21 protein-coding genes are annotated in these 19307 nt (G+C 67.8%); 8 read left to right on the forward strand and 13 right to left on the reverse strand.

Annotation, left to right across the window (positions count from 1 at the left end; all coding sequences use genetic code 11):
* Window positions 1-41 precede the first annotated feature (41 nt).
* The gene (locus QN239_RS16645; protein ID WP_499012003.1) at window positions 42-431 is read left to right on the forward strand and encodes a cupin domain-containing protein; all 390 of its coding nucleotides are present in this window, start codon (window positions 42-44) and stop codon (window positions 429-431) included.
* Here the strand turns inward: QN239_RS16645 and QN239_RS16650 are convergent.
* Genes QN239_RS16650 through QN239_RS16665 form a run of 4 tightly spaced genes read right to left on the reverse strand, consistent with a single transcriptional unit; the run spans window position 428 to window position 4961 of the window.
* Complete coding sequence (locus tag QN239_RS16650) at window positions 428-2035, reverse strand: SulP family inorganic anion transporter (protein WP_499012006.1); 1608 nt, start codon at window positions 2033-2035, stop codon at window positions 428-430. The two genes, QN239_RS16645 and QN239_RS16650, sit on opposite strands and share 4 nt — an antisense overlap.
* Window positions 2036-2058: 23 nt before the next feature.
* Window positions 2059-2745: a cysteine hydrolase family protein gene (locus QN239_RS16655; RefSeq protein ID WP_167160060.1), complete on the reverse strand. Its 687-nt coding sequence runs from the start codon at window positions 2743-2745 to the stop codon at window positions 2059-2061.
* Entirely contained in the window at window positions 2742-4160 is a 1419-nt protein-coding gene (locus QN239_RS16660; RefSeq protein WP_499012008.1) for an allophanate hydrolase, read from the reverse strand. Before QN239_RS16660 ends, QN239_RS16655 begins: the two co-directional genes overlap by 4 nt.
* Before the next feature lie 57 nt (window positions 4161-4217).
* The gene (locus QN239_RS16665; RefSeq protein WP_499012011.1) at window positions 4218-4961 is read right to left on the reverse strand and encodes a GntR family transcriptional regulator; all 744 of its coding nucleotides are present in this window, start codon (window positions 4959-4961) and stop codon (window positions 4218-4220) included.
* 81 nt (window positions 4962-5042) lie between these two features.
* Between QN239_RS16665 and QN239_RS16670 the strand changes: the two genes are divergently transcribed.
* Window positions 5043-5690, forward strand: a complete 648-nt coding sequence (locus tag QN239_RS16670) for a PaaI family thioesterase (RefSeq protein ID WP_499012014.1) — start codon at window positions 5043-5045, stop codon at window positions 5688-5690.
* Here the strand turns inward: QN239_RS16670 and QN239_RS16675 are convergent.
* A complete protein-coding gene (locus QN239_RS16675; RefSeq protein WP_499012017.1) occupies window positions 5638-7662 on the reverse strand; it encodes an FUSC family protein in 2025 nt (674 codons plus the stop codon). The two genes, QN239_RS16670 and QN239_RS16675, sit on opposite strands and share 53 nt — an antisense overlap.
* A gap of 119 nt (window positions 7663-7781) precedes the next feature.
* Here QN239_RS16675 and QN239_RS16680 point away from each other — a divergent pair, with 119 nt between their 5' ends.
* Both QN239_RS16680 and QN239_RS16685 read left to right on the forward strand, forming a co-directional pair.
* A complete protein-coding gene (locus tag QN239_RS16680; protein WP_499012020.1) occupies window positions 7782-8492 on the forward strand; it encodes an EthD domain-containing protein in 711 nt (236 codons plus the stop codon).
* Window positions 8489-9244, forward strand: coding sequence for an enoyl-CoA hydratase/isomerase family protein (locus tag QN239_RS16685; protein ID WP_499012022.1), 756 nt, complete (start codon window positions 8489-8491; stop codon window positions 9242-9244). Before QN239_RS16680 ends, QN239_RS16685 begins: the two co-directional genes overlap by 4 nt.
* Here QN239_RS16685 and QN239_RS16690 read toward each other — a convergent pair.
* Complete coding sequence (locus QN239_RS16690; RefSeq protein WP_090360771.1) at window positions 9241-9426, reverse strand: (2Fe-2S)-binding protein; 186 nt, start codon at window positions 9424-9426, stop codon at window positions 9241-9243. The genes QN239_RS16685 and QN239_RS16690 overlap by 4 nt on opposite strands.
* Before the next feature lie 4 nt (window positions 9427-9430).
* Window positions 9431-10066 carry a fatty-acid--CoA ligase gene (locus QN239_RS16695; protein WP_499012025.1) on the reverse strand — a complete coding sequence of 212 codons (636 nt, stop codon included), beginning with the start codon at window positions 10064-10066 and terminating at the stop codon, window positions 9431-9433.
* 260 nt (window positions 10067-10326) lie between these two features.
* Between QN239_RS16695 and bfr the strand changes: the two genes are divergently transcribed.
* The 3 genes from bfr to QN239_RS16710 all read left to right on the forward strand — a co-directional run bounded on the left by bfr (window position 10327) and on the right by QN239_RS16710 (window position 11826).
* Window positions 10327-10806 carry a bacterioferritin gene (gene bfr / locus QN239_RS16700; RefSeq protein WP_090360767.1) on the forward strand — a complete coding sequence of 160 codons (480 nt, stop codon included), beginning with the start codon at window positions 10327-10329 and terminating at the stop codon, window positions 10804-10806.
* 106 nt (window positions 10807-10912) lie between these two features.
* Window positions 10913-11395, forward strand: a complete 483-nt coding sequence (locus QN239_RS16705; RefSeq protein ID WP_499012028.1) for a carboxymuconolactone decarboxylase family protein — start codon at window positions 10913-10915, stop codon at window positions 11393-11395.
* A gap of 5 nt (window positions 11396-11400) precedes the next feature.
* A complete protein-coding gene (locus QN239_RS16710) occupies window positions 11401-11826 on the forward strand; it encodes a hypothetical protein (protein WP_499012031.1) in 426 nt (141 codons plus the stop codon).
* Here the strand turns inward: QN239_RS16710 and QN239_RS16715 are convergent.
* The 6 genes from QN239_RS16715 to QN239_RS16740 form a co-directional block, all read right to left on the reverse strand.
* Complete coding sequence (locus tag QN239_RS16715) at window positions 11786-12625, reverse strand: cytochrome c biogenesis CcdA family protein (RefSeq protein WP_499012034.1); 840 nt, start codon at window positions 12623-12625, stop codon at window positions 11786-11788. The two genes, QN239_RS16710 and QN239_RS16715, sit on opposite strands and share 41 nt — an antisense overlap.
* Window positions 12626-12629: 4 nt before the next feature.
* On the reverse strand, window positions 12630-13121 hold the full coding sequence (dsbE, locus tag QN239_RS16720) for a disulfide bond-forming protein DsbE (protein WP_499012037.1): 492 nt from the start codon (window positions 13119-13121) through the stop codon (window positions 12630-12632).
* A 46-nt stretch (window positions 13122-13167) separates the two neighbouring features.
* Window positions 13168-13584, reverse strand: a complete 417-nt coding sequence (locus QN239_RS16725) for a limonene-1,2-epoxide hydrolase family protein (protein WP_499012039.1) — start codon at window positions 13582-13584, stop codon at window positions 13168-13170.
* 16 nt (window positions 13585-13600) lie between these two features.
* Window positions 13601-15397, reverse strand: a complete 1797-nt coding sequence (locus tag QN239_RS16730) for an N-acyl-D-amino-acid deacylase family protein (protein ID WP_499016820.1) — start codon at window positions 15395-15397, stop codon at window positions 13601-13603.
* Window positions 15398-15475: 78 nt separating this feature from the next.
* Complete coding sequence (locus QN239_RS16735; protein WP_499012042.1) at window positions 15476-17281, reverse strand: FUSC family protein; 1806 nt, start codon at window positions 17279-17281, stop codon at window positions 15476-15478.
* Between the two features lie 48 nt (window positions 17282-17329).
* Complete coding sequence (locus tag QN239_RS16740) at window positions 17330-18244, reverse strand: SDR family oxidoreductase (protein ID WP_499012045.1); 915 nt, start codon at window positions 18242-18244, stop codon at window positions 17330-17332.
* A gap of 67 nt (window positions 18245-18311) precedes the next feature.
* Here QN239_RS16740 and QN239_RS16745 point away from each other — a divergent pair, with 67 nt between their 5' ends.
* Entirely contained in the window at window positions 18312-19229 is a 918-nt protein-coding gene (locus QN239_RS16745) for a dienelactone hydrolase family protein (protein ID WP_499012047.1), read from the forward strand.
* Window positions 19230-19307: the final 78 nt, after the last annotated feature.

Below are 19307 nucleotides of genomic sequence, written 5' to 3' on the forward strand. Positions count from 1 at the left end.
GGCCTGAGGCGAACCGGCCGGCCTGCGACTAGCGTGACCCCATGATCAGATGCGTCCGGTTGTGGACCGGTGACGACGGCGGATCCCACGTGGCGGTGGGAACTCTGGACATGACCCCGGGCCGCAATGCCGACCTGGTGTCGGTGGCGATGTCGGCCGCACACGTCACCGTCGAGGAGACCGCAGGCGGCGGGTCGCTCGCCTGGCACACCGCGCCCGTGCGCCAGCTGGTGGTGACGCTGGCGGGCACGCTGCGGTTCTGCACCCGCGACGGCGAGGAGTTCACACTGGCTCCCGGCGACGTGTTGCTCGCCGAGGACACGACGGGCTCGGGCCACCAGTGGGAACTGATCGACAGCGACCCGTGGCGCCGGATGTACGTCGTGCTCGCGCCCGGCACCGAGGTACCGTTCGTCGCCGCCCCTCGCTAGTGGCCGGCGACGATATCGGCCTCGTCGACCACGACGGGATCTTTCGCCCCGGGCAGGAAGTGGTAGATCGCGCACACCACGCCGAAGAACAGATAGCCCAGGGCGACTTGTGGATTGGCAGCCCAGGCCACCTGCGGCGCGTGGATCAGCCCGATGAAGGACAGGGCCGCACCGACCACCGAGGCGATCGCCGCGTAGAGGAACTTCTTCTCCAGGATGAACGTCACCATCGTGCCCAGGATCAGGCCCACCAGCACCGCACCCTCGCCGAGGGTCAACAGGCCGTCATAGACGACACCCGCACCGTTGAGTGCCTCCAACCCGACCTTCGATGCGGACGTGCCCGCCGCGTTGAGGGCGTTGTCTATCAGCCCGCTGGCCCATTGCGCGAGGTTGGGCAGGATGGCCGCGACGACCGCGACGGCATGCAGTCGCGGCACCGCCTGGAACGCCTGCGCGCCGATCAGCAGACCGATGTACAGCAGGATCGGCACGATCGCCGGAACCGGTAACAGTGCATCCAACACCCCGAAGAGCCCGAGGAAGCAGAAGATACCGATCACCACGCCGCTGGCCAGCGAGTAACCGGCGCGGCCGCCGGCGTCCTTCCAGCCGGGGTGGCCGATGTAGACCGCGGGCGGGAACGGCGAACCGAACGCCGACCCGATGACCGCACCGGCACCGTCGGCGAGCAGCACACTGCGCAGGTTGTAGTTGTCGCCCGCGGCGGCGGCGCTCTCCACGTTGCTCATCGCCTCGGTGAAGTTGTAGACGCCCAGCGGTATCGCGGTGCCCAGCAGCGGGGCCAGATGCGACAGGCCGGAGAACAACATGTCCACCCGCAGGTCGGGGACGCCGATCGCGATATCCGAAACCGCCTGTCCCACATCGGGTGCCGACATGAACCCGCCGATCCACCCGATCGCGGTGCCGACCAGCAGTGCGGCCAGGCCGACGGGGATGCCGAACGGCAGCTTCATATCGGTGAAGAAGCCGATGAGGATGATCGCCATGACCGGCAGGCCGATCCAGGCCGCTTCCCACATCTGTGCGGCCGGCCGCATGGAGATGAAGGTGATCGAGATACCGGCCAGCGTGCCGAGCATCGCGGCACGCGGGGTCAGTTTACGGATATAAGGGCCGACGAATGCGCCGATCATCACGATGACGCCGATCATGAACGCCCACGCCAGCCCGGCTTCCCAGGCCGCCATCGCGTTCTTGGTGTTCAGGTACACCGGTAGCATCACCACGAATACGACGATGAACATATGCGGCACACTGGGGCCGTACGGCAAAGCCGTGACATCGGTTCGGTTTTCGCGCCGGGCCAGCCGGCGGGCCAGGAACGTGTAGTACAGGTTGCCCAGGATCAGGGCCACGCCCAGCGCGGGCAGGATGGTGCCCAGCACGTCGCCCGGCGGCACCTTGACGACACCGATCATCAAGCCGGTCAACGTCAGGACGTTGACCAGGATGTTGAATCCGAGCCCGAAGAACGCGTTGGTGTCGCCTCGGGTCCACCAGGGGATGGACAACCCCGGCTGGGCCTTTTCGGCGGGGGGATCGGAGCTGGCGGGTGGATCGGTGACGTCGGTGGACATGGCTGGATCCTTTCGGCGGACGCTCAGGCGGCGTTCGTGGTGAGTTGTTGCAACGCGGGAATGACCGCAGCGGTGTCGGCGACCCACCCGAAAATGCCCCCCTGGGCCTTGATCATCTCCAGCCCCACCCGCTGGAACTCCGGGAAATACGAACCGACGCAGTCGGATACCACCAGGCACTCGTAACCGCGGTCGTTGGCTTCTCGGGTCGTGGTGTGCACGCACACCTCCGTCGTGACACCGGTGACGAGCAGCTGCGTGATACCGGCGGCGGTCAGTACGTCCTGGAGTTCGGTGGCGTAGAACGCCCCCTTGCCCGGCTTGTCGATCACCACTTCGCCCTCGATCGGGGCCAGTTCGTCGACGATATCGTGGCCGTACTCGCCGCGGATGAGGATGCGTCCGTACTTGCCTGGATCGCCGATGCGCTTCGACGGGGCGCCGCGCGTCAGCTTGGCGGGCGGACAATCCGACAGATCGGGCCGGTGGCCTTCTCGGGTGTGGATAACCAGGATTCCGGCCTCGCGGGCCGCGGCGATCAGCGCGGCCAGTGGTGGGACCACCTTGAGCAGCTGATCCACGTCATTGCCCAGGCTCTCACCGAATCCGCCGGGCAGCAGGAAATCCCGTTGCATGTCGATGACGACAAGGGCGGTCTGTCCCGGCACGAGTGAGAAGGCTGACGGTTCAGCGGGGACGGGGACGGTCATACCTGCTCCTTTACCGCGGAAGTGGCCGCCGCGGCGGCGGCCCGGGGCTCATCGAGGATCTGGGCGGCCAGCGTCAAGGCCGTGTCATCGGAGAGTGCGTTGCCCAGCAACATCGCGCTGTAGGGTCGCCCGTCGCTGGTCACGCCGAGCGGCACGGCAACGCCCAGCAGATCGAGCAGATTGCCGAAATGGGTGTAGTGACCGAGCATCGTGTTGCAGTCGATGGGTCGGTGCAGCACCTGCTCGACGGTGAAGGTGGTGCCGATGGTCGGGACCACCAGGATGTCCATGTGCTGCCACAGCCGGGCCACTTCGGCCTTGAGGTCCTGCAGCTTCTGCAACGCGGCGAACGCATCCACCGCGGTGTAGTTCAACCCACTGCGGAAGATCTCGCGGACCACGGGGTGGATCGAATCCGGCTTCTCGGCAAGGAAATCACCGAATTCGACCAATCTCTCGGCCACCCACGGACCTTGATACAGCAGCGCCCCCGCCGCCAGGAACGGCGCGAGTGACACCTCGACGATGACGGCCTGACGTTCCAGTTGGTCCCGGAACCCCAGATGTGCCGCACGCATCGTGTCGTCGCCGAAGAACTCCAACTCGGCCACCGGCGGCAGTCCGACCCGGATGGGTCCGCCCGCGTGCCGCGGCCCGCGGTCCCGGGACCATGAGTCGGCGTCGTCGCGTGCCGCCATCACATCGAAAACACGGTCCACATCGTCGATGCAGCCGGCCATCACGCTCAGGCAGTCCAGGGACTTGCAGGCCGGCACCAGACCGACGGTGCTGATCAGTCCCCTCGAGGGTTTGAAGCCCACCACACCGTTGAGGGCGGCGGGCACCCGGCCCGATCCCGCGGTGTCGGTGGCCACGGCGAACGGCACCTGTCCCAGCGCGACGGCCAGCGCGGATCCCGAGCTGGAGCCGCCCGAGATGAGTTCTCCGCCGAAGACGCTGCGGGGCACCGTATACGGGGTGCGGGTGCCGTTGAGGCCGGTGGCGAACTGGTCCAGATTGGTCTTCCCGACATACAAGGCCCCCGCGTCCAGCAGTCGCTGCACGGCTGGTGCAGTGGTTTCGGGGATATAGGAGTAGTCCGGGCAGGACAGCGTGGTGGGAACCCCGGCGACGTCGATGCTGTCCTTGACCCCGAATGGGACGCCGTACAGCGGCAAGGTCCTTGCCCCTGGCCGGCTTTCGATCGCGGCCGCGGCGGCCAGCAGTTCGTCGCGGGGAACGGTGGACAACCAGGTTCCGTCATCCCCGCGTGCGGCGATGGCGTCGGCGACTCGTGTCGCGGTCTTGACCGGAGAACCGGTGCCGCCGGCATGCGAATCGAGAATCTCGGCTATCGATGGCCCGATTGACGGACCCCTGCTGATCCCGTGGTCGCCGCGTACATCTGAACCCATGAATGTCGATTGTCGACAGAATGATGGCGATCGCGGTACGCGCGTGTGTCGATCGTGTTAGCGATGTTCGGGGAGATCGACAGGGAGATCGACAGGGAGATCGGAAGGGAGATCGGCGGGGAGATCGGAAGGGAGATCGGCGGGGAGATTCAGGTACCTCAGGTGTCCGTGATCCTCCAGCGCGGCGATCACCGTGGCGGCGTCGTTGGACTCGAGTGCCGTGAGGATGGCCCGGTGCCGTTCGATCCCGTCGCCGGCGCGGTGGTGGCGGGCCTCCTCGCGCATGTTCATCGCCATCGGCAGCTGCAGTTTCAGCAGGATCGGCGCCAGGACGATGTCGAGTTGCCGGTTCGCCGCCAGGCCGACCACGGCGGCGTGGAAACGGCGATGAGCGTCGTCGCGGTCCAGTGCGGTCCGTGCAGAGGTCATTTCGCGGAGGGCGTGGCGCACCGGCTCCAGTTCCGACACCGGGTCGGCGAGCGGCATGGCCATCTCGATGGCGTGCCGTTCCAGCACATGGCGTAACGCGAACAGCTGGAGGATATCGGCCGGTGACCAGTCGGTGACCCGCGATCCACGCCGGGGGAGATGCTCGACCAGGCCTTGTTGTGCCAGCAGTCGCAGGGCCTCGCGCAGCGGGGCGCGGCTGATGCCGAGATCGGCGCACAGCTGCTCTTCGACGATCTTCTCGCCGGGGCCCAGGGTTCCGCTGAGGATGGCGTCACGCAGCCGGTTGCCCGCGACATCGACGAGCGTCGCAGGCAACTTCTGCCTCGGTCCGTCCACCTGGGGTGCCGCCATGCCACGCCATCGTAGGAACTTTTGCCGGCGAGTGCGTCGTGCAGGCTCGACACCGCACCTAGAACATGTTCTAGTTCTCCCATGCTGGACTTCACACTCGAGGACCTCAGTGCCGAGGACGTCGAGCGCTTGCGGACCGTCTACCGGCCACTGACCGAGGCCGTCCGCGAACTGATCGATGCCACGATCCGGTCCGAGGTGGACGCCGATGTGGTGGCCGAGGCGAAGACGCAGATCGACGCGGCGACCGCGGCGCTCCGCGGCCGTCAGCTCGACGGCCCGTTCGGTGTCCGATTCACCGCACACGGCGACCGGATGCCATGGGGTAACGCGGTGATCGGGCTGCGCAACCCGATCGCTCCGCCGTTGTCGGTGCAACGGGACGAGACCGGCGGCGTGTTCACCGACTTCGAACTCGGTGCGCCCTACGAGGGGCCGCCAGGGCACGTGCACGGCGGTGTGGCCGCGATGCTGCTCGACCACGTCCTCGGCGAGGTGGCCAGCCCGGCCACCAGTCCGCGGCTCACCGGCACCATCACGGTCCGGTACCTGCGACCCACCCCGCTCGGACGGCTGCACGCCGAGGCCAGGATCGTGCGGACCGAGGGGGTCAAGACGTTCGCGGCCGGAATCATCGCGGACGCGCAGGGTCCCACCGTCGAGGCCGAGGGTGTGTTCATTCGGCCGAAGTGGGCCAGGGATGACCAGCTGACTGACCCACCGGTCTGACGTGGGCGATATCCACCACCACCCGGGTGATGGTGGCCAACTCACCGACCAGCACGCGGGCGGGGCCGTCATCGGAGCTGAGCAGCGGGGCGGTGTCGCGTACCGCGACGGCAGCGGCGGCGAGTTGCTCGGCATCCACCCGCCAGGGCGCCGCCGGCGTCGCCGGATTGCCCATCAGGGCTTTGACGTAACCGTCTATGGCACTGGTGAACTCACGGTTCAGCGTGGGTGACGGATGCGAGGGCAGGGTTGATTCCAGAGTGGCGCAACTGGTGGTGACGGCGTTGAGCGAGGCGCGGTAGGTGCGTAACCACCGTCGAATCTCGGGATCATCGGTGCGGGTCGCACCTGCGGCGGCCTCGAAGGCGGTGCGCGCGCTGGCCGCTCGCTGCCATGCGGCCGACAGCGTTTCGGCGGGATGGTCGAGGTCGTGGACGAAAGCCTTGATCACCGTGGCTGCGTAATCGATTTCGGTCTTCAGCAATTCACCGGCCCGCTGGTGCAGCCGCACGAGGGCGCTGTCGGGCAGGCAGACATGCACGATCACCGCCAGCGCGCCGCCGATGATGGTCGCGAACCAGCGCTGTTCGACCGTACTGGTGTCGACCCCGCCGCTCACGTCCAGCAGGAAGATGATCGCGGCCGCCAGGGCGGCGTTGACCACGAGGTAACCGAAGTCCGCTGCCAGGTAGGCGATTCCCAGAAACGTCACCGCCAGTGCCGCCGAGGCCGGCCCGCCTGGGTGCAGCAGCGCGGTGAATGTGGAGGCGGCGATCACGCCGATTGCGGTGCCGGTGATCCGGCCGATGCACCGGGTATAGGTGTGCGCAGTCTCCGGGCGCAGCACCATGAGGACCGTGACCGCGATCCAGTAACCGGATTCGGCGCCGGCCGCGCGGCCCATCGCCACCCCGGCGGTCGCGGCGATCGTCAGCCGCACGGCGTGCCGAAGGATGGGGGACCGCCAGCTCAGTTGCGCACGGATCAGGCCGGCCGCCACCGCCCAGGAATGTGGAAGCCCGGGCCGACGCAGTGGGGCGATCTGTTCGGGCTCGAACAGGCCGAGATGCAGCTCGACGGCCTCCGCCAGCTGGTGCGAAAGCCGTTGGGCGACAATTCGGGTCGCCCCGCTGAGCTGCTCGGCCGCCGCGTCCACCCGTGCCAGCGCCGGACCGACCTGGCGTCGCGGCGCGCGCCGGGCGATGAGATCGAGGAGGTCGGCGCCGGCCTGCAGCACGTCGGCGGCCGCCCCGTCCCGGGGCCCCTCGCGACCGAGTGCGGTGAGTGTCACCATGATCCGCTCCGGCAACCCGTACCAGCCGCGGTAGGCCGGTGGCCGGAGTCGGGCCTGAGACTCGCTGAGCGTGAACGCCTCCCGCAGCCGGATCAACGGCTGCCGGTCCACCTGTGCCCCCGGGTCCGATGCCAATCGCTTGGCGTCGGCGCCGAGCGAACGGTATGCGAGGGCAAGCGCCTCCCGCTGGTCGCGCCATCGGCGTTGCGGCCAGAGCGAGATCAGCACCCCTTGAGCCAGCCCGCCGACCAGAGCCAGGCCACTCGCGGTCGACACCGTGGTGAGGCTGCCCGCCGTGGGCGAGGCGGTGACGAGCAGAATTGCCGCACCCGAGGCCACCATTCCGGCATTGGCGCTCAGCGCCCACTGCATGCCGGCCGCGAAGCACCACACGGCGACCACCGCGAGGAACACCGGTGTCCAGGTGGAGCTGAGTCCGCCGGCAGCCACCGCCAGGGCCATTCCCGCCGACACGGCGACGACCAGTGGTAAGCGGCTGCGCGGACTGTCCTGCAGGGCTGTCGCACCGGCCATTGCCGCGGCGCCCCCGGCGGCGATGGCCGCGCCTGGCGAGTCGAGGTAGAGCGCAACGGCGGCCACCCCCAGCACGCCGAGCAGGCTGCGCATCACCGCGCCGAACTCGTAGAGCGTCAGCCCCAGGGGCTTACCCTTCGCCACCTACTCATTGTTGTCCCCCGCGTGGCCCGCCGGGGGTAACTGAGGCGTTCCCGAAATCGCGTCCTGACCGCGACGTGATCCGGCCCCTATCGCGTCTCGGCGGTTGTTACTTTCGGGGAGTGGAAAAGGTGATGGTCACGTTGCGGCGGGCCGAAGCGGATGAGCAATGGTGTCGGCGATTGCGGACCGGGGTGGCATCGGCGCTGTCCGAACTGGACCTACCCGGCCTGACCGTCAACGTCAGGGATGACGCCGTCCGGGCCTCGCTGATGACGCTCACCACGCTGGATCCACCGGTGGCTGCGGTCGTGAGCATCTGGACCCACCAGTACTACGGCGCGGCCCTCACCGCGGCCCTCGAGCTGCTGGCCGCCGAATGTGATTATCTGGCAGCATATTTGGTGACCGAGTCGGTGCCCCTGCCCGGACCGACGGGGCCGCCGAGTGCGCGTACCCCCGGCCTGGCCAACGTGGCGCTGCTGCGCAGGCCCGCCGACCTGGACCAGGCCACGTGGCTCGTTCGATGGCATATCGACCACACCCCGGTGGCCATCGCCACCCAGGCCACTTTCGGCTATACCCAGAACACGGTGGTGCGGCCCCTCACCGCTGGTGCACCTCGGATCGACGCCATCGTCGAGGAACTCTTCCCGATCGAGGCGGTCTCCGACCTGCACGCGTTCTTCGGTGCGGCCGACGATGCCGATCTCGGGGACCGGATGGGGAAGATGGCGGCCAGCGTGGCACGGTTCGGCGCAGACCGAGATATCGACACGGTGCCCACCAGCCGGTACCCGCTGTGGGGCCAGGTGGATACGCTACGGGCGTGACATTGTTGATCTCCGATGACAACCGGGTGCGCACGCTCACCCTGAACCGGCCCGAAGCGCTCAACGCCTTCAGCGAGGCGCTGTACGACGCCACCACCGAGGCGCTGTCGGCAGCGGCAGACGACCCCGAGGTGTCGGTCGTGCTGCTGACCGGAGCGGGTCGCGCGTTCAGTGCGGGCAACGACCTGGTGGAGATGCAGAAGCTGGTCACCGACCCCGACTACAAGCCGGGCAAGTACGGTTTCCGCGGCATGGTCGAGGCCCTCGCCGCCTTCCCGAAACCGTTCATCTGTGCGGTCAACGGCGTCGGGCTGGGTATCGGCACGACAATCCTCGGCTACGCGGATCTGGCGTTCATGTCGTCCACGGCGCGGCTGAAGTGCCCGTTCACCAGCCTCGGCGTGCCGCCCGAGGCGGCCTCGTCGTATCTGCTGCCGCGGTTGATCGGCAGGCAGAACGCGGCGTGGCTGCTGTTGTCCTCGGAGTGGATCGACGCGGCCGAGGCCCAGCGAATGGGGTTGGTGTTCAAGGTCTGTGAGCCCGAGGATCTCCTGGCCGAGGCGCGCAGGCACGCCGAAGTGCTGGCCTCGCGCCCGCTGGGCAGCCTGCTGGCGGTGAAGAAGACCATGCTGGAGCCGATTCGGCCGGGTATCGCCGAGGCCAGTGAGCGGGAGAACGCGTTGTTCGCCGAGCTTCTGGGCCAGGCCGCCAACGTCGACGCGCTGGCCTCGTTCGTCGACAAGCGCGGCTAACTGGCCGCATGCACCGGGCACTCGCGGGAGGCCGCGAGGATCGCGCGCAGTGTGCGGCGGCAGCGTCCGCAGTCCGATCCCGCCCCGCACGCATCGGCGATCTGTTTGGACGTGGTGGCACCCGCAGCCACGGCATCGTGGACGGCCTGGGTGGTGGCGCCGGTACACAGACAGACGAACATCGGCTCAGCCCCCGACCGTCATCAGATGGGCGAACTTTCCGACGAACAGGGAGGGGTAGGCCCCGAATCCGGCTCGGGACAACCACTCCGCGGCGGCATCGGGATGGTCGATCCAGCGGCGTGCACTGGCCTCGTTCTCGATCTCTTGCAGGATCAGCACTTCGTGTCCGTCGTCGAACGCGCGGTACACCCAGATCTTGCGGACGCCGGACTGCCGGAACCGGTCTGAGGCGCCGTGCACCTTGACCATCAGGTCCTCCACGCTGTCCACGGTGGCGACCACGCCCACGATCACGCCGGCGACGGTTTCCGCGGCGCTGCCCGGCGCAGTGTCGAACAGGTCGATCTTCTCCACGACCTCGCCCGCGAAGATCGCCGGAATATCGTCGACGCCCGCGATATCGAAGAGATCGAATATCGCCGGCGAACGCAGAACGTCGCGCACTGAATTGGGATGGGATACGCCGATGGTTACCAGAATGCGTCCCGGTTCCCAAATCGACGTGTAGAGAACGACATGATGGGCGTCGATATTCACCAGCGATTGCTGGCGGCCTTTCAACGAATTCCACATCGACTCGGGATCGGCGACGCGATAGTCGGCGGCCAGAATAAGTGAATGCAAATGGTATTCGCTCATCTGCACACCGCCTCCGCCGCCATGGCAGCCGGGTTCCCGGCGCTACCGTTGATAGTTAGGTGAGTGTAGCCTTAGTTAGGCAAGCTAGTCCATCTCTGTATCGCTGACTAGGGTTAGCCTCACCTATAGGCAGCGCAAAACCCGTCCGATGTCGCGCGGAATCGCCGCCGAAGCCCTCGCCCCCGTGTCCGCGCTGCACTAGATTCGAAGCGCACGGCAATAGCAACACTTGACCAGCCCTCAAGGTGCTTAGGAGTGATATGCAAGGCGATCCGGAAGTTCTGAAACTGCTCAACGAGCAGTTGACAAGCGAACTCACGGCAATCAATCAGTATTTTCTGCATTCGAAGATGCAGGACAATTGGGGATTCAGTGAATTAGCGCAACACACGCGCGAAGAATCCATCGAGGAAATGCACCACGCGGAATGGATCACCGACCGCATTCTGCTCCTCGACGGTCTCCCGAATTATCAGCGACTGTTCTCCCTGCGAGTCGGCCAGACGCTGCGCGAGCAGTTCGAGGCCGACCTCGCGATCGAGTACGAGGTGGTGGCCCGACTGCGCCCGGGCGTCATCATGTGCCGTGAGAAGCAGGATGCGGTGTCGGCCAAGCTTTTCGAGGACATCCTCGCCGACGAGGAGAAGCACATCGACTACCTGGAGACGCAGCTGGAGCTGATGGACAAGCTCGGCGAGGCGCTGTACTCGGCGCAGTGCGTCTCGCGTCCACCCAAGTAATCCCGATACCGACACCCGCCGGCCGCCGACATCCCGTCGGCGGCCGGCGGCGTCGAAAAACTAGAACATGTTCCAATTCTCTCTCGGCGCGCGTACGCTTCGCAGCATGAGTCGAATCGGAGATTTTGCCGACGATGATGCTGCCGCATGGGTGCGCAAATCTCCCGATATCGGGGTCGCCATGGCCGGTTTCACGAACGCGGTCTACACCAAGAACCGTCTCCCGATGCGGGTCCGCGAGCTGGCCCGGATGGTGATCGCGCTGGACAACGAATGCGTGGTGTGCCAGAACACGCGCGATTCGGATGGCCTCGCCGCAGGGGTCGACGAGGATCTCTACGACCACGCCCACGAATGGCGACGCTGGCCCGGCTACAGCGCACAGGAGCGGGTGGCCGCGGAGTTCGCGGAACGATTCGCGCGCGATCACACCGCCTTACGTGACGATGAGGAGTTCTGGCAGCGCTGTTCGGCCGAATTCGACGACGAACTGCTGACCGATCTCGCGCTGTCCTGCGCCATGTGGCTCGGGATGGGCCGGATGCTGCGCACCCTCGATATCGGCCAGGCCTGCAAGATCACGCTCTGATCCAGATGAGCGGTGGTGTCGCGACAGCGGTCGCCGGCGTGTTCGTCTGGCTGGGCATGGTGCTGGCGATCTCGTTCGTGGAAGCGCCACTGAAATTCCGGGCACCCGGTGTCACGCTGCCGATCGGGCTGGGAATCGGGCGGTTGGTGTTCCGTGCCCTCAACGCGGCCGAGTCGGTGCTCGGCCTGGTCGTCATTGCCGCACTCGCGCTGTCCCACCCGCCGGTCGCCGCCGTCGTGGCGACCGCGACGGCCGCGGGTGCGCTGGTGGTGCAGCTGATCGCCGTGCGTCCACGCCTGACCCGCCGTTCCGACGCGGTGCTGGCCGGCGCCGAGGTGCCCCGGTCGCGCGCACATCACGTGTACGTCGGGCTCGAGGTGATCAAGGTGCTCAGTCTGGTCGTCGCCGGTATCGCACTGTTGTCGCGGTGAGCACCGCGCCCACCAGGAGCAGAAGTAACCATGGCCAACTGCCATGCTGATGCACCCAGCCGGCCACGGCGGACTGGACCCGGCCGGCCGCGGTGATCACCGGATCCGCAGGGCCCGCACCGGAGGTGAACAACCGGATCTCGTAGACGCCGTAATACGCCACGTAGGCACCGACGACGACGAGTATCACACCGCCGATCCTGTTGACATAGTGCACAATTCGGCGCATCCGGTCCAGTAGTGCAGAGCTGGTCAGCGCCACCGACACCGCCAGCGCCCCGACGATGAGGGCGAAACCGGCCGCGTACGCCAGGTACACCAGGGACGCGTCACGCGCCGATCCCGCCCGCGCCGCACCCGCCGTCACCGCCAGGAACGGTCCCACCGTGCACGACAGTGAGGCAAGGGCGAAACCCGCGCCGTAGCCGACCATGGACCCGATCCGGGCGGTGGGTGCCCAGCGTGCACCGGCGCCGATCGGTAAGCCCACTCGCCGGCCCGCCAGCATCCAGAGGCCCAGCAACAGCAGCACCACCCCGATCGCGACCGTGGCGTAGGGGAGATAACGCTGGATGGTGGAGGCCACCGACACGGCGAGCGTGCCGAACCCCGCGAACACCACCACCACACCCAGCGTCATCGCCGCCGTGGCCCCCAGCGCCCTCCCGACGGCCCGGCCGGGGCCGCCGTCCCGCTGCACCACCAGCGCCAGGTACGCCGGCAGCATGGCGAATCCGCACGGATTCAGGGCGGCCACCAGCCCGGCGCTGAACGCCAGGCCGACAAGGTCTGGGTTCATTCGGTCAGGACTTGAGTGCGGCGACCCGGTCGGAGAGTTCCTGTTCGGACATCGCCGAGGTCGGGTTGTTGACGAATGACGAGGTGCCATCCGGCTTCACGAACAGGTAGGCGGGCTGCCACGGCACATTGAACCGGGCCCACAGGGATCCGTCGGCGTCGTTGAGGTTGGTGAAGTTGAGGTTGTACTTGGACACGAACCCCTGCATGGCGGCCACATCGGAGCGGGCGGCCACGCCGACGAACGTCACCCCGGGATTGGCCGCGGCGACATGGCTGACATTGGGGGCTTCCTGATTGCAGAACGGGCACCACGGCGTCCAGAACCAGAGCACGGCCGGGCGGCCCTGCAAGGTGGCGCCGTTGAAGGGGCTACCCGACAGTGTGGTCCCGGTGAACTGAAGGCGGTCGTCGGCCAGGGCCGGGGGAGCGGTGATACCGAGCAGCAGCGCGGCTGCCGCGAAGATGAGCACGAGGTGGCGGATTCGAGAGGTCATACTGCATGCACGTACCCGGATACCGTTCGGTTCAGTCCCGACAGTGTCAGATCTGGCCGGTGGCGTCGTAGATCCAGGACATATCGGCGCGGGCGAGGTCGTCCAACCACGTCGACGGCGCGAAGTTCACCAGCGCGCTCATGTCCCAGTAGTCCTTCCACAGGGTGATCCGGTCGTTCTGCACGTGGTGCACGGTGACGAACCGTAGAACGGCGGTCTCGCCCGTGCGCCATTCCCAGGTCTCGGAATGCTCGTACATCACGGAGGCGCCGTCGGCGACCAGCAGCCCGTCGTGATTGACATAGGAGGCCAGTGGTTCAAGACCGATCTTGAGCCGCTTGACGATGTCCTCGGGACCGCGCGCCGAGGCCGCGGGGCCGACCGGCATGTCGGCGTAGATGCAGTCGTCGGCCAGGTGTGACTTGACGGCGTCCCAGTCCCGCTCGGACAACGCCTTCCACATCTGGCGGACGGTATCTTCAGCTGACACTTGACAATTCGCCCTTAGCGGCCGGCAGCGCGGGGGCGCGGTGGGCGGCCCGCAGGAATCGTCCGGTGCGATGCCGCCCGACTAGCTCGGTGGCCTCGCCGGCGGCGAACACCAACCGGCCACCGACGAGCACGGCGCATACGGTGTCGTCATTGCGGTTCACCATTCGGGACAGCCCGCCGTACTGCTCGACGGGTTCCTCGGCATAGGTCTCCAGCGTGGCATCCAGCCGGGCCGGATCGACGATCACGGCGTCCGCGCGGTCCCCGACGCGCAGGTGGCCGGCGTCGAGGCGGTACCAATCGGCCAGCTCACCGGTGAGCCGGTGTACCGCTGCCTCGATCGTCATGAACGGCCGGCCGGCCTTCTCGGCGTCGTTCACATGCCGCAGCAGCCGCAGACCCATGTTGTAGAAGGCCATGTTGCGCAGGTGGGCCCCGGCATCGGAGAAGCCCATCTGGATCCCCGGCTCGCGGGCGAGCTTCTTGAGCACATCGGGGCGATGGTTGGAGATGGTCGTGCGCCAGCGCAGCGCCCGGCCGTGCTCGAGCACCAGGTCGAGGAACGCATCGACGGGGTGCACCCCGCGGTTGGTGGCCACCTGTCCGAAGGACCTGCCGATCACCGACGTATCCGGGCAGGCGACGATATCGGCGTCGTAGAAGTCACGCTGCCACACCCGCACGCCGAACTTGTTCTCGTAGTCCTTCCGGAACTGCCTGCGGTACTCGGGGTCACGCAGCAGCTCATTGCGTTCCACCTCATCGCGTAGGTGCAAGGCGGCGGCACCGGTGCCGAACTCCTCGAAGACCACCAGGTCGATTCCGTCGGCGTACACCTCGAACGGGACCGGCAGGTGCTGCCAGCGGAAGTTGCCGCCGAGCGCGTTCACCACCCGGGCGAGCGGGCCCAGGATCTTCACGGCGTAGGGATTGGACTTCACGTCGGCGGCCGAGAGCAGGCTGGTCTTGAGCGGGTTGCGGAACAGGCCCAGCGACTGGGCCAGCTGCGACGCCAGATTGACCGGGTTGGCGATATCGGGGCCCGACTGCAACACGCGTCCGCTGCGTCGTAGCAGCGACTTGAGTCGGCGTAGTTCGCGCGGTTTGGCGTAGGTGGACGGCAACGTGCGGGACCGGCACACCTCGCCGTCGATCTTGTCGAAAAGCAGTTGTTGCGAAGACATTCCGACGAATCCGGCATTCAGCGCCTCGGACAGCATTCGCTCCATCCGGGCCTGCTCGCGCCGCGTCGGACGCTCGCAGTGGCGGGTGGCCCGGTCCAGACCCATGACCGCGGTGCGCATATCGGAATGCCCGAGGAACGCGGCGACATTGGGGCCCAGTGGCAGCTTCTCCAGCGCTTCGACATACCCCTCTGCGCTGTCCCAGGTTTTGTTGCCGTCGACTGCGGTGATGACGTGTTCCCGGGGGATGGCCTCCACCCGGCCGAACAGGTCACCGGCGTCCTGCCCGTCGACGTGGATGGTCGACAGCGAGCAGGAGCCCAGCATCACCGTCGTCACGCCGTGGCGCAGTGATTCGGTGAGCGCGGGGCCGCCCAGGATCTCGACGTCGTAGTGGGTGTGGATATCGAGCATGCCGGGCAGCACCCACTTGCCGTCCGCGTCGATGACCTCGGCGCACCCGGTGGCGTCGAGCTCATCTGCGCTGACGGCCACGACGTGGCCGGCGCGGATGCCGATATTGCGCACCGCCGAGGGGGCACCGGTTCCGTCGAACCAGCGGCCACCGCGAATGATGGTGTCGAAAGTGTTGTGGGTCACGTTCACGCTCACCCCGTCATCACAACAGCGCGACGGGACGGGTGTCAACGAAAATCGTGAACAGATTTGAGAACCTGTCTACTCGGTGGGCGGGGAATCCGGGTGGCCGGGATCCGCGCTGATCGTCGGCGTCAGCAGCGCCAGTTCCTCCGCGATCGGTGCTCCGGTCCGCGCTTTTCGGGCAAGTTCTCCCAGCGCGGCGACATACTTGTCGCCGTCGACCTCGGCCAACAGGGTGGTGGCGCCGTCCTCGGCGGCCCAGCAGCTGGTCACCATGAGATAGCCGAGGCTCTCTGCGGCGCTGACCGTCGCGGTGAGCTGCCCTACCAGCGCGCGCTGGCGGGCAGTCCCGCCGAGTGCGGCGCCATATGCGGCACCCAGGTCGAGGACGGCCCGTTGCAGGTCCCGTCGGGCCGCGCGCGCGGCCAGGGTGGCCGGGGCGTCGTCGCACAGGTACCGCGCCACCGCCGCCACCTCAACCAGGGTGTCGGCCACCGCGGCGCCGAGGCGACCCGCCTCCTGGCGCGGCGCGGTGAACAGGTACACCGCGATCCCGACCGCGCAGCCGATCAGGGTGTCCAGGCCGCGGTCGACGATGATCGGGCCGACATCGACGCGGTGCGCCGCGGTGGAGGCGGTCAGTGCGGCGGCGGTGATGAACACACTGGCCAGCGCGTAGTTGCGGGTCACCAGGATCTCGATGACGAACTGCAGCGCGGCGACCACCAGAGCCAGCCACGGACCTTGCGGGTGTACTACCAGGACCGCGGCGGCCAGCGCCAACCCGATCCACGTGCCGACCAGCCGTTCGGTGCCGCGTCGCAAGGTCGCGGTGCGGTCGATACCGGTGTGTAGAACGAGCACCGCCGCCGCAATCGCCCAGTACACGTGCCCGACACCGGTGATCGCCGCCGTGGCGCCGGCCAGGGGAGCGGCCACCGCCACGCGCAACATCACCCGCCGGGTGTGCGCGCCGGGGGCGAGGGCCTGGCGCAGCAACTCCGGAATGCAGGGCGGACGCAGAGCACGGCGGTCGCGGTCGCGGACCGCGATACCGGCAGGGTCCAGGTCCAGGCGTGCCACGGCCCGTACGGTGGCCGCGCATTCCGGTGGTACCGGCCGCGCCGCGTCGGCGGCACGCAGCGTGGTGGAGAAGAGTACGTGCACAGCATGATTGGCGTCGCGCAGCCGGTCCAGCGTGCCACCGGGGCGCGCCGCCAACGGCTGGTAGCTGACCAGCACGTTCCACGCCCGATACAAGGCGCTTGCCGCGCGGTCCCGCAAAGCGGGGTCCTCGGGATGCTCGGCACAGGCCGCCACAGCATCTCCTGCCGCAGCCACCGCGGCCTTCTCCGGTCCGCGGAAGTCGAGGTACGCCCCGGCCATCTGCGTGGTCCAGGCGAGGGCGCCGCCGGCGAGCACCAGCAATCCGATCTGCCACGGCGGAAGCTGCGACGCCGAGACCCCCACGCCCGCGGCGCAGACGATCACGAAGATGTAGGCACCGGGAGGGCCGACGGACAGGGCTGCGCACAACCACACCGCCGTCGCCGCGATGACCGATACGACGGTGACCGCCAACCAGGGGATCGGGGCCACCCATGCGCCCAGCGTCACCGCGGCCGCGAGCGTCACCGCGATGACGGCCAGCTGTGTGCCGCGGTTGAGATACGGCCGGTCGCCACCGAAGCGGCAGGTGAACGCGCCTAGGGTGGCGATCAGGCCGGCGCCGAGATCGCCGGTGGCCCAACCGATCAGGATGGGGACGGCGGCGCTGACAGCGGCCCGCACACCCATCGGCCAACGGGGCGGGGACGGCCGCATCCGGAACAGGGCGCCGAACCCGGGTCCGGCCGCGGATGAGGCTGCGGCGTCGGCGGGCACGGGCTCACCCTAACTGCCGTCAACGCGCAGAACGGACATCGCCGCGGGTCAGGACACCGCCCAGGCGTCAGGCCGGCGGCCGTCGATATCGGTGAAACCGTATTCGGCGGCCAGGGCAGCCGAGGTGACCGACTGCTGATTCCACCGCTGCCGGGCCGGGTCGGCAGCGATCGCGGCGACGCCGCGGCCCACGAAACGGGGGGATTCGGACTGCGCGAAGCCGGGCGGTGCGGCCGGGTATCCGTCTCTGCGTTCGATGTCGAGGGCGTGCAGCCAATCGGCCTCGGAGACGCCGTAGGCATCCAGCATCATCTCGGAACGCAACCATCCCGGGGTGACCGCCACCGCGGTGGCGCCGAATTCCCGCAGCTCGTGGCCCTGGCTGTAGGCGAGCCGGTTCACCGCGACTTTGGCCAAGTCGTAGAACACCGACAGCCGGTAGTTGTCGGCATTGTATTCCACTGTGCCGTCGGTGATTTCGACGACGAGCCCACCGGGTCGGGCGACCAGCAGCGGCATCAGGCAGTGTGAGGTGATCAGGTGGGTGTCGATTCCCAGGCGCAGGATGCGCAGGCCGTCATCGAGGTCGTGTTCCCACAGCGGTCTGCCCCATGTCGAGGGCGGGCCCTTGAGCACCTCGGCGCCCCAGATGTCATTGACCAGAATGTCGATGGCACCGAATTCCGTATCGAGCCGCCGGGCCAGGCCCCGTACCTGCGCGGCATCGAGGTGGTCGACCTGGATGGCCAGTCCCGTCCCGCCCAGCTTGGTGACCAGTGCGGCGGTCTGTTCGATGGTCTCGGGACGTCGGTAATCGGAGCTTTCATTGCCGGTCACGCTGCTGCGTCCGGTGCAGATGACGGTGGCACCGGCCTCGCCGAGCCCGGCGGCGATACCGCGGCCGGCACCCCGGGTTGCGCCCGCGACGACCGCCACCCGGCCGCGCAACGAGCGAGGCGTCATCGACTGAGTATCGCGCGTCGGTGCCATCGCTCGTGGCCTTTAAGGAACTGCGGGCATACTCGCGGAGGTGACTCCGATGCAGCGATACATCGCCGAAGAGATCGCCACCGACCACGTCGACGGGCTCATGTCGAGGCGCGAGGCACTGCGCAGGCTGGCGCTGCTCGGCATCGGTGCGGGCGCGGCGAGCGCGCTCATCGCCGCGTGCGGCGACAAGAAAGCGGTCACTCCGGCGACCACGGTGGGCACGCCGGCCACCGGTACTTCGGCCGCCATCGCCCCACCGCCGGGCTCCGAGCACACCCTGCCCACCGCGCCGGTCAATTGGGCGGGTCCGCAGGGCGAACTCGAAGCGGCGTGGAGCGAGGCACCAGAACCCAAGGGCGGTGTTCTGATCGTGCACGAGAACAAGGGCCTCAACGATTGGACACGATCGGTGGCCGGCCGGTTCGCGGGCAGTGGGTACTCGGCGCTGGCGATCGATCTGCTCTCGCCGCAGGGCGGTACCGGCAGCTTCGCCGATCCGGCGGCGGCCACCGCCGCCCTGGGCAAGATCCCGGCCGCTGACCTGGTGGCCAACCTCAAGTCGGGCGTCGACGAACTGGCCCGGCGCATACCGGAGCGCAAACTGGCCGCGGTGGGATTCTGCATGGGTGGCGGGCTGGTCTGGCAGTTGCTGGCCGCCGGTGAGCCGCGCCTGGCGGCGGCCGTGCCGTTTTACGGCCCGGCCCCCGAGGGTGCTGATTTCGACGGCTCCAAAGGTGCTGCGGTACTTGGCTTCTACGGGGCCCTCGATGACCGGGTGAACGCGACCGAACCCATCGCCAGGGCGGCGCTGGAGAAGGCCGGTATGGTTCACGAACTGGTCACCGAACCCGATGCGAACCACGCGTTCTTCAACGACACCGGTGAGCGCTACAACGCAGTGGCGGCCGCCGACGCCTGGCAGCGGGTACAGGACTGGTTCTCGAAGTACCTCACCTGAACTGGTGCGTTCACACTCCGTTAAGGGACGCGTCGAGTGGGCGTGTTCGTCCGCGCACGGGCTGCCGATCTGATGGTG

This window comes from Mycolicibacterium sp. Y3, from assembly GCF_051188035.1.
Classification (GTDB): Bacteria; Actinomycetota; Actinomycetes; order Mycobacteriales; family Mycobacteriaceae; genus Mycobacterium; species Mycobacterium fluoranthenivorans.

What these genes read in the sequence shown, in the direction of transcription:
- QN239_RS16645 (WP_499012003.1), top strand. Translation starts at nt 42, where the DNA reads ATGATCAGATGCGTCCGGTTGTGGACCGGTGACGACGGCGGATCCCAC.
- QN239_RS16650 (WP_499012006.1), bottom strand. Translation starts at nt 2,035, where the DNA reads ATGTCCACCGACGTCACCGATCCACCCGCCAGCTCCGATCCCCCCGCC.
- QN239_RS16655 (WP_167160060.1), bottom strand. Translation starts at nt 2,745, where the DNA reads ATGACCGTCCCCGTCCCCGCTGAACCGTCAGCCTTCTCACTCGTGCCG.
- QN239_RS16660 (WP_499012008.1), bottom strand. Translation starts at nt 4,160, where the DNA reads ATGGGTTCAGATGTACGCGGCGACCACGGGATCAGCAGGGGTCCGTCA.
- QN239_RS16665 (WP_499012011.1), bottom strand. Translation starts at nt 4,961, where the DNA reads ATGGCGGCACCCCAGGTGGACGGACCGAGGCAGAAGTTGCCTGCGACG.
- QN239_RS16670 (WP_499012014.1), top strand. Translation starts at nt 5,043, where the DNA reads ATGCTGGACTTCACACTCGAGGACCTCAGTGCCGAGGACGTCGAGCGC.
- QN239_RS16690 (WP_090360771.1), bottom strand. Translation starts at nt 9,426, where the DNA reads ATGTTCGTCTGTCTGTGTACCGGCGCCACCACCCAGGCCGTCCACGAT.
- QN239_RS16695 (WP_499012025.1), bottom strand. Translation starts at nt 10,066, where the DNA reads ATGAGCGAATACCATTTGCATTCACTTATTCTGGCCGCCGACTATCGC.
- bfr (WP_090360767.1), top strand. Translation starts at nt 10,327, where the DNA reads ATGCAAGGCGATCCGGAAGTTCTGAAACTGCTCAACGAGCAGTTGACA.
- QN239_RS16705 (WP_499012028.1), top strand. Translation starts at nt 10,913, where the DNA reads ATGAGTCGAATCGGAGATTTTGCCGACGATGATGCTGCCGCATGGGTG.
- QN239_RS16710 (WP_499012031.1), top strand. Translation starts at nt 11,401, where the DNA reads ATGAGCGGTGGTGTCGCGACAGCGGTCGCCGGCGTGTTCGTCTGGCTG.
- QN239_RS16715 (WP_499012034.1), bottom strand. Translation starts at nt 12,625, where the DNA reads ATGAACCCAGACCTTGTCGGCCTGGCGTTCAGCGCCGGGCTGGTGGCC.
- dsbE (WP_499012037.1), bottom strand. Translation starts at nt 13,121, where the DNA reads ATGACCTCTCGAATCCGCCACCTCGTGCTCATCTTCGCGGCAGCCGCG.
- QN239_RS16725 (WP_499012039.1), bottom strand. Translation starts at nt 13,584, where the DNA reads ATGTGGAAGGCGTTGTCCGAGCGGGACTGGGACGCCGTCAAGTCACAC.
- QN239_RS16740 (WP_499012045.1), bottom strand. Translation starts at nt 18,244, where the DNA reads ATGACGCCTCGCTCGTTGCGCGGCCGGGTGGCGGTCGTCGCGGGCGCA.